Origin of the sequence: Myxococcus sp. AB025B, assembly GCF_006518215.1 — a bacterium.
GTDB classification, from domain to species: Bacteria; Myxococcota; Myxococcia; order Myxococcales; family Myxococcaceae; genus Myxococcus; species Myxococcus fulvus.
In genome coordinates, this window is the sequence record NZ_SRLW01000411.1 from 1 (window position 1) to 7,010 (window position 7,010).

The window sequence follows — 7,010 nt, forward strand, 5'->3', positions numbered from 1 at the left end:
GGCGTGGGGGTCGGCTTGCGAACGGGGGGCGGCGCGACCTTGGACGCGGGGAGCGAGGCGAGCAGCGCCTTCATCTCCTTGGTCTGGTCGCCCTTGCTGTTGACGGCGAGCGTCTCGGTCAGGACGCGACGGGCCTCCTCGGGGCGGTCCGTGCGGTGGACGTGGATGCGCGCGAGCGCCAGCGCGGCGTCATCGGCCAGCCGGTGCCTGGGGTAGTCGGTGCGCAGCTTGTCGTAGTCCGCGATGGCGGCCTTGAGGTCCTCCTCGACGAAGGAGATGCGGCTGAGCTCCTGGAGCAGCTCGCCCGCGGTGAAGAGGGCATCCGGGGCGCGGTCCGACTTGGGGTGGGCCTTGGCCACCGCCTGGAACTTGTGCACGACGTTGAGCCAGTGGTGGCGCAGCTTGCGCCGGGCGGCGTCGTCCTTCAGCGCGTAGTAGGCGCGCCGGGCTCCCTGATAGGCGTCCTCGGCCTCGTTCCGCTTCGCGGCGCCCACCGTGCCCGGGACGAGCAGCAGGAGGATCAGCGCGAGCAAAAGGCGTGGGGACATGAAGAACCTCCGGCGGGCTGGGAGCTACAGGCGTGTGTCACACAGCCCCACGTCACCGGCAAATTTTCGACCCCCTCCGTGGGCTCGTCAGCGCAGCCACCCGAGCACGCCGGCCAGGTCCTGGTCGATGACCCGCGCCCAGCCAGGCTCCCGGGGCACCACCGCCGCGAGCACCTTGGTGCCGTTGCGCACCGGCGCCCTGCCCGGCCTGACCCGCGCGCGGACCTCCATCTTCACGTCCTGCCGGAAGTAGTGCGCGGGGAACACGACCTCGCCGCCCTCCTCTGGCAGCGGCCCGTCCGGCGTCAGCCACACCAGCGCCCCCAGGCGCAGGGGCTCCACCTCGGAGCGCACGAGCCGCTTCGCCTCACGGGTGAAGAAGACTCCGGCGAGGAGCAACCCCAGGAGCATGGCCCAGGGGACCAGGTTGGTGCGCAGGGCCTGCGAACGGGCGAAGCGCGCCTCGCGGGGCTGGCCCGGAGCGGCGGGGTCCACCAGCAGCTTCACCGTGGCGCCCTTGCCGAGGCCCTCGGCGTCCTCGGCGAAGGCCCTGACGCCGGAGACGGAGTGCTCCACGTCCTGGAACGTGTAGAGCACCTCCAGCGTGGCCTCGGCGCCGACACGGGCATCGACGGGAGGAAGCCGGGTGGAGACGATGGTCCCGTCGACCTCCTCGGCGCGGGAGGTGAAGCCCTGCTCCTCCACGAAGTGGCGACCGGCCCACAGGGCCACCGCGCCGAGCAGCGCCACGAAGGCCAGCCCGAGCACGGCGTCACGCGCGAGGCGGCCCACCGCGCCGGGGACCTGCGTCAGACGGACCTTCCGAGGTGCATGAGGGATGGCGAGCTGCATGGCGCCACGAGCCTACACGCGATCCGCCTCCGCGCCAGCCGCTCACGCACGGGCACGAGCCAAGGAGCCTCGTCGAGGTGCTTGGGTCGCGCCCTCGATTCAGAACGGCGCGCCGACGCGCTCAGCCCTGCGCGGGGAGCTTCACCCAGACGCCGCGGAAGCGCTTCTTCGCCGGGTCCTTCACCTTCTTGCACGCGGTGCCATCGACGGGGACGGTGCCGTCGTCGCTGAGCAGGAGGATCTCCTCCGCGTCCTCGGGCGTGAAGAACGCCTCCGGGTTGAAGCCCGCGAGGTCGACGGTGCTCGCGAGCACGGGCGCGTCGTCCCCGCCCAGCCAGGTGAACAGGCGCGAGGTGCCCGAGCCATCCGTGCCGCCGCTGATGATGAGGTACCGGCCGTGCCACCAGGACAGCGAGCGGATGCCCATGCCGCCCAGGTCCACGAGGCGGGGCTCGCCCACGCGCGCGGATTGCCCTTCGAGCACCATCTGCACGGGGTTGAGCACGGGCACCAGGAGCGCCTTGCCCCGCGGCACGGGGCTGCGGAAGCCGACGTAGATGGACGCGCCGTCCGCCATCGCCGTCATGCCCTCGATGTTGAGCCCGCCCTCGGCCTTGGGCGCGAGCGGCTCCGCCTCCGCGAGCCGGAGGCCCGACAGCTGCGGCGCCGCCAGCAGGTCATCCAGGAGCTGCGTGTAAGGCCGGCCCACGAGCCGGGGCTTGCCGTCGACCTCCTCGGTGGCGAAGAAGCGCAGCCGGCTGGGGGCCTTCTTCCCGGCGCTGTTGCGTCCGTGGGACGTGAGCCAGAACGAGTACGTGCCCAGCCCCGTCGCCGCCTCGATGTCCGCCTCGGGGGGCTTCTTCTTGTGGGCCGGCAGCTCCAGGTCCGGAGACAGGTCCACGCTCTGCACGGGAGCACCGCCGCGCCGCGCGTCGTAGACGCGGAGGATGTTGTCCTCGTCATCGCCCACGACGAACAGCGAGCCGCCGAGGGCCACGGCGCCGGAGGCATCACACATGCCCTCGAACACGAGGACATCCCGCCCCGAGCCCCCCTCGGCGGGAGCGCTCTCGGACGCCGAGGACACACCACGGGCCGCACAGCCCGTCACGCAGATTCCCAGGATGATGGAGGCCAGCCTCATAGACCCCCAGATCTCGTCACGAGCCGCCCGCGCGGGAAGTCCCCCACGTACGACTGTGGGCTGCGAGACAATCCCTGCGTCGGTGCTCCGCCGCTCGCCCGAAGAGGCTGAACGCACCTTCCACGGACGAAGCCCCCCTCCGCGTGGTTCCACCCACGCAATCATTTTTCAAAGCCAGACCACGCCGATGAGCTCACCCCTCGGCAAACACTTACACCTCGGACCTCCACCCTCCGATGATTGACATCACAATGAACTCCCCCTAAAACAACAAATACCCGGAGTGAAGTCGGTACGAGGTCGCAACTGCCTGTCCGCCAGTCTTCCGTCACGGGAGGAGTCGATGACCACGCCCCTGGTTACCGCCAAGGACATCGCGGATTACCACGAGAATGGCGCAGTCCTCATCCGGAACGTGTTATCGGCGGAGGCGGTCGGCGCCTTCGTCGAGGCACTCGATGCCGTCCTGGCACGGCAGACCCAGACACAGCGCATTGGCCCCAACGCCGTGTTCGTGAAACAGGGTGGCAGCCTCTTCTTCGAATTCCTCTCCAGGGACCTCCCATTCTTCGCTGGATTCCTGAAGCAGTCCGCGGTGGCGAGCGTCGTGAGCCAGCTCCTCGAACTGGACGAGGTCCAGTTCTGGCGGGACGAGGTGCACTACAAGGAAGCCGGCAGCAGCAGCAACGGGACGCCCTGGCACCACGGCATCGCCTCCATTCCCTTCAAGGGAGAACAGACGCCGACCGTCTGGCTGCCGATGACCGCCGTCTCGGAGGACGCCTCTCCGCTGCAGACCATCGCCGGCTCCCACCGGCACCAGTCGGTCCGGTACCGTCCTCCCACCCGGCGCGAAACCACCGCGCTCAACAGGGGCTATGAGGACACGCCCGACTTCGACACGCTCATCACCGAGGGCGGGCTCGAGGTGCGGACCTGGACCGCCCAGGCGGGCGACGCGGTCATCTTCCATCCCTATACGGTCCACGGCGCTCCGCCCAACGCCTCGGGCCGCCGGCGCATCGCCTATGTGAGCCGCTGGATGGGCGAGGAGGCGATCTACCAGCCCGACGAGTACAGCACCGTCGACCCGTGGCTGGATCCCGCGACGATGATCGTCGACGGGCGCCCCTCGCGGACCTGGTTCCCGCCCTTCCCAGCCCGCCGTTAGACGCACCGGCCCGCGCATTCCCAGACAGCATCCTTCACGAGGAGTGGGACATGAGTCACCCGGTATCGCCTTCCGAGGCACCAGGGACGGAGCAGGCCGCTTCCGAGGCGGACCTCTTCGCCATTCCCGAGGGCAGTCGGGAGGCCTTCCTGCGCTTCCGGGACAGCCTCTCGCGGGAGGACCGGGAGGCGCTCCGGTTGCTGGCCGTCGCGATGAAGAAGAAGTCCGCCGTCGAGTTCATCGGCTCGCTCCCCAAGGAGCGCTGCCTGGACGCCGAGGAGCTGTGCCTCTTCGACAGCGAGGCCGTCCGGAAGATGCCGACGTTCCGCTCCCCGGTGAAGAGCCTCGTCGTGGTCCTCAAGGCCACGCGGCTGTGCAACCTGCGGTGCACCTACTGCCGCTCCTGGGCGGAGGGGCCCGACCAGACCATGGCCTTCTCGGTGTTGCTGCGCGCCGTCCGGGACATCCTGTCCATGACGGGCCTGGAGCGCGTCGAGTTCGTCTGGCATGGCGGCGAGGTGACGTTGCTGCGCCCCAGCTACTTCAAGAAGCTCATCTGGCTGCAACAGCAGTTCCGTCAGCCCGGGCAGACGGTCCGTAACTCCATGCAGACCAACGCCACCCACCTGTCGGAGGAGTGGCTGGAGTTCCTCTCCGCGTTGGACATGGGCGTCGGCGTGAGCCTCGACGGGCCTCCCGAGGTGCATGACTCCAGGCGGCTCAACCAGGGGGGAGGTCCGACCTCGAAGGCGGTCATCGCGGGCCTCGAGAGACTGCGCAAGGCCGGCATCCCCCACGGCGCGCTCATGGTCGTGGACCGGGACCTCCGCGACCTTGGCGCCGCGCGCCTGCTGGAGTACCTGGACGAAATCGAGCTGCGGGACGTGAACTTCCTCAACGTCCTGCCGGACAATGTCGACGCGGGAGACGGCCAGCCTCGGGGCACCTACCTGAGCTATCCGGAGTATGTCGCCTTCCTCGTCGAGGTCTTCGACCTGTGGTGGGCACGCTACCGAGGCACCCTGCGCATCAAGGACTTCGAGAGCCTCATGCCCTCGGTGAGGAGCGGCGCGAAGCCCCCTGTCTGCTATTGGGAGGGCGACTGCATGGGGCGCTACGTCACCCTGGAGGCCAACGGAGACCTGGCGCCCTGTGACAAGTACGTGGGCGCCCCGGGGTCCGTGATTGGCAATGTGATGAAGTCCCCGGTGTCCCGCCTGCTGGCGACGTCCCGCTATCTGGAGGGCGAGCGCACCGAGACGCGGAAGGTCACCCAGGGGATGGAGTCGTGCGGGTGGTTCGGCCTGTGCCAGGGCGGCTGCCCCCACGACGTGAAGTTGAACGTGCGCTACGTGCCGGCGTTCGACGGCACCTGCTGTGGACTGTCGCCGCTGCTCGAGCGCATGCGCGCCGTCGCCGAGCCCTCCTCCCCGCATTTGCAGACGCCGAACGGGGCCGTCGCCGGCCCGTAGGCGTTCCCCTCTCCCCGGCGACAAAAGGAAACGACTCATGGTTGCGAACGAGACGCAGAAGGCGGATCTCTCCCGCGTGTCGCAGATGATGGCGGGCTTCCTGCAGCAGCACGGCGGCGACATGAAGGTCGCCCAGCGGGCGGAGGCCCTCCAGCGACTGACGGGCGGGGAGGTCCTGCTGAGCGAGGACGCCGCGGCCCGCGCCCAGCAGTCGGGCGACGAGGCGCAGAGCGCGTGGACCTGGACCTGGCCGTTCTGAGGTGACGTCGAAGGGCGCCCTTCGTCACGAAGGGAGGGCGCTCCCGGCCGCGAGGAGACAGCTCCTCGCGGCCTGTGTCCCGAGGACTCAGTTGCGCGCGAGGTAACCGGCCATCTCGGAGATCTCCCGCCACGAGTCCCGGCTGTACGACTGCAGGTAGTTGACGAGGATAAGCCCGGGCTGCTCGTTCGTCCGCATCCACTCGTTCAGATGCCTCGCGGTGTAGACCAGATGCCGGACCTCGTCCCGATGGATGGCCTCGAAGCAGGCGACGACCTTGGACCCCGTGGTGTTCGGCAACCTCGGAGACAGCAGGAGGTACTGCTCCAGCAGGCTGAAGGTGCGGATCTCCGCCACGTGCGTGGCGCAGAGGAAGCCGACGACGTTGCCATCGAAGCCGACGGCGTTCTCGGCGTGCTCCTCGCGCTCCACATGCGGTGAGGCGCCCTCGACGCCGGAGAGCCGATCCACCAGGGCCCCGAGCATCCGGCCATGACGGAACTCGTCCTGCGCGTGCTTCAGCAGGTCCTCCCGCAGCGGGCCCTCCGCGTGGTGCTCGGCCACGTAGGCGATGAGCCGCGCGCCCTCCGTCTCGTTCCTCGAGTGTCGCTCCAGCCGGTGCAGCAGCGCGCCGGGATGGCGGAACATGGCTTCGTTCACCCCCAGCATGACGTCGCTGTTCGCGGTGAAGTCTTCCTCCCTGAGCACGTCCAGCGCCCGCTGGTATCCCGATGCGAGCGAGATGTCGTGTTCACGGAGCAGGGAGCTGATCTCATCCACGAGGTTCATCATGGCATCCTCCTCATCCCTTCATGCGCCGGAGGTCCGTCATGTTAGAGGCGTCTGGAAATAAATGCATGTCAAACATGCGGCGCCTCCCGATGCGGTCGCGCTCACTCGGGACGCACGAGGACGACCCGGCGCGGCTCGTGGTCTGGGATGGCTTTGGGGTCCACCAGGTCCACGATGTCGAACTCGAGGGACACCCTGGGGGGCGGATGGAAGCCGAAACGGTAGACGCTGCGCAGACTCTCGCGGCCGGCCAGCAGCTCGGGCGGCGGCGGCGGCAGGGACGCGATGCGCAGGTCCGCGAGCAGCTCCTCGTCCATCGGGGGGTCGCACGATGGGAGGAGGATGGAGAGCTGGAGCACGCGTCCGTCGGCGGCCTGGACCAGCCGCACTTGCGCGGTGCAGGGCCGCCCCGACTTGCGCCGGGCGCGGGTGCCCCGCGCGCGCCAGGCGGCCCTCAGCGCGTCCGCCAGCCGCGCGTAATAGGCGTGCATGGCGCCGGTCCGGACCTGCAGCTCGGCCGCGCCGTCACGCAGCATGTCGCTGACCTCGGGCGCGCTCGGCGGAGCGGCGCTTCCGGGGGACGCGGGCGCGGGCCCTGTCGACAGCGGGGAGTCCAGGGAGCGGGGGCTCAGGTCGATGGTCGTCGAGGGGGCACGCATGGGGATGTCGCTCGCCCGCTCCTCCGGGCGGCGCTGTCCGGTCGGTGGCGTGGCGGCGGTGTCCTGCTGGGATGCAGGGGCGTCAGGTCCCTGCGCCTGGGCTGGCGCGGGCC

Annotated in this window: 8 protein-coding genes; 3 read left to right on the top strand and 5 right to left on the bottom strand. The window is 69.6% G+C overall.

The window, feature by feature from the left end:
• From FL311_RS39325 to FL311_RS39335, 3 genes are all read right to left on the bottom strand, one after another.
• Positions 1 to 548 (bottom strand): tol-pal system YbgF family protein (locus tag FL311_RS39325; RefSeq protein WP_368668615.1); only part of this gene is annotated, 548 nt, incomplete at its 3' end.
• 87 nt (positions 549 to 635) lie between these two features.
• Entirely contained in the window at positions 636 to 1,400 is a 765-nt protein-coding gene (locus tag FL311_RS39330) for a DUF3592 domain-containing protein (RefSeq protein WP_141332779.1), read from the bottom strand.
• 121 nt (positions 1,401 to 1,521) lie between these two features.
• The gene (locus FL311_RS39335; protein WP_228557384.1) at positions 1,522 to 2,544 is read right to left on the bottom strand and encodes a DUF3616 domain-containing protein; all 1,023 of its coding nucleotides are present in this window, start codon (positions 2,542 to 2,544) and stop codon (positions 1,522 to 1,524) included.
• A gap of 343 nt (positions 2,545 to 2,887) precedes the next feature.
• Here FL311_RS39335 and FL311_RS39340 point away from each other — a divergent pair, with 343 nt between their 5' ends.
• Genes FL311_RS39340 through FL311_RS39350 form a run of 3 tightly spaced genes read left to right on the top strand, consistent with a single transcriptional unit; the run spans position 2,888 to position 5,446 of the window.
• On the top strand, positions 2,888 to 3,715 hold the full coding sequence (locus tag FL311_RS39340) for a phytanoyl-CoA dioxygenase family protein (RefSeq protein ID WP_141332780.1): 828 nt from the start codon (positions 2,888 to 2,890) through the stop codon (positions 3,713 to 3,715).
• 50 nt (positions 3,716 to 3,765) lie between these two features.
• Positions 3,766 to 5,187 (top strand): radical SAM/SPASM peptide maturase DarW, encoded by a 1,422-nt coding sequence (darW, locus tag FL311_RS39345; protein WP_141332781.1) that lies wholly within the window; start codon positions 3,766 to 3,768, stop codon positions 5,185 to 5,187.
• A 37-nt stretch (positions 5,188 to 5,224) separates the two neighbouring features.
• Positions 5,225 to 5,446: a hypothetical protein gene (locus FL311_RS39350; protein WP_141332782.1), complete on the top strand. Its 222-nt coding sequence runs from the start codon at positions 5,225 to 5,227 to the stop codon at positions 5,444 to 5,446.
• A gap of 87 nt (positions 5,447 to 5,533) precedes the next feature.
• Here FL311_RS39350 and FL311_RS39355 read toward each other — a convergent pair whose 3' ends face one another.
• A complete protein-coding gene (locus FL311_RS39355) occupies positions 5,534 to 6,238 on the bottom strand; it encodes a hypothetical protein (RefSeq protein ID WP_141332783.1) in 705 nt (234 codons plus the stop codon).
• A gap of 101 nt (positions 6,239 to 6,339) precedes the next feature.
• Positions 6,340 to 7,010, bottom strand: a 671-nt coding sequence (locus FL311_RS39360; RefSeq protein ID WP_228557385.1) for a TonB C-terminal domain-containing protein, incomplete at its 5' end; no start/stop codon positions are given.

What these genes read in the sequence shown, in the direction of transcription:
- FL311_RS39330 (WP_141332779.1), bottom strand. Translation starts at nt 1,400, where the DNA reads ATGCAGCTCGCCATCCCTCATGCACCTCGGAAGGTCCGTCTGACGCAG.
- FL311_RS39335 (WP_228557384.1), bottom strand. Translation starts at nt 2,544, where the DNA reads ATGAGGCTGGCCTCCATCATCCTGGGAATCTGCGTGACGGGCTGTGCG.
- FL311_RS39340 (WP_141332780.1), top strand. Translation starts at nt 2,888, where the DNA reads ATGACCACGCCCCTGGTTACCGCCAAGGACATCGCGGATTACCACGAG.
- darW (WP_141332781.1), top strand. Translation starts at nt 3,766, where the DNA reads ATGAGTCACCCGGTATCGCCTTCCGAGGCACCAGGGACGGAGCAGGCC.
- FL311_RS39350 (WP_141332782.1), top strand. Translation starts at nt 5,225, where the DNA reads ATGGTTGCGAACGAGACGCAGAAGGCGGATCTCTCCCGCGTGTCGCAG.
- FL311_RS39355 (WP_141332783.1), bottom strand. Translation starts at nt 6,238, where the DNA reads ATGATGAACCTCGTGGATGAGATCAGCTCCCTGCTCCGTGAACACGAC.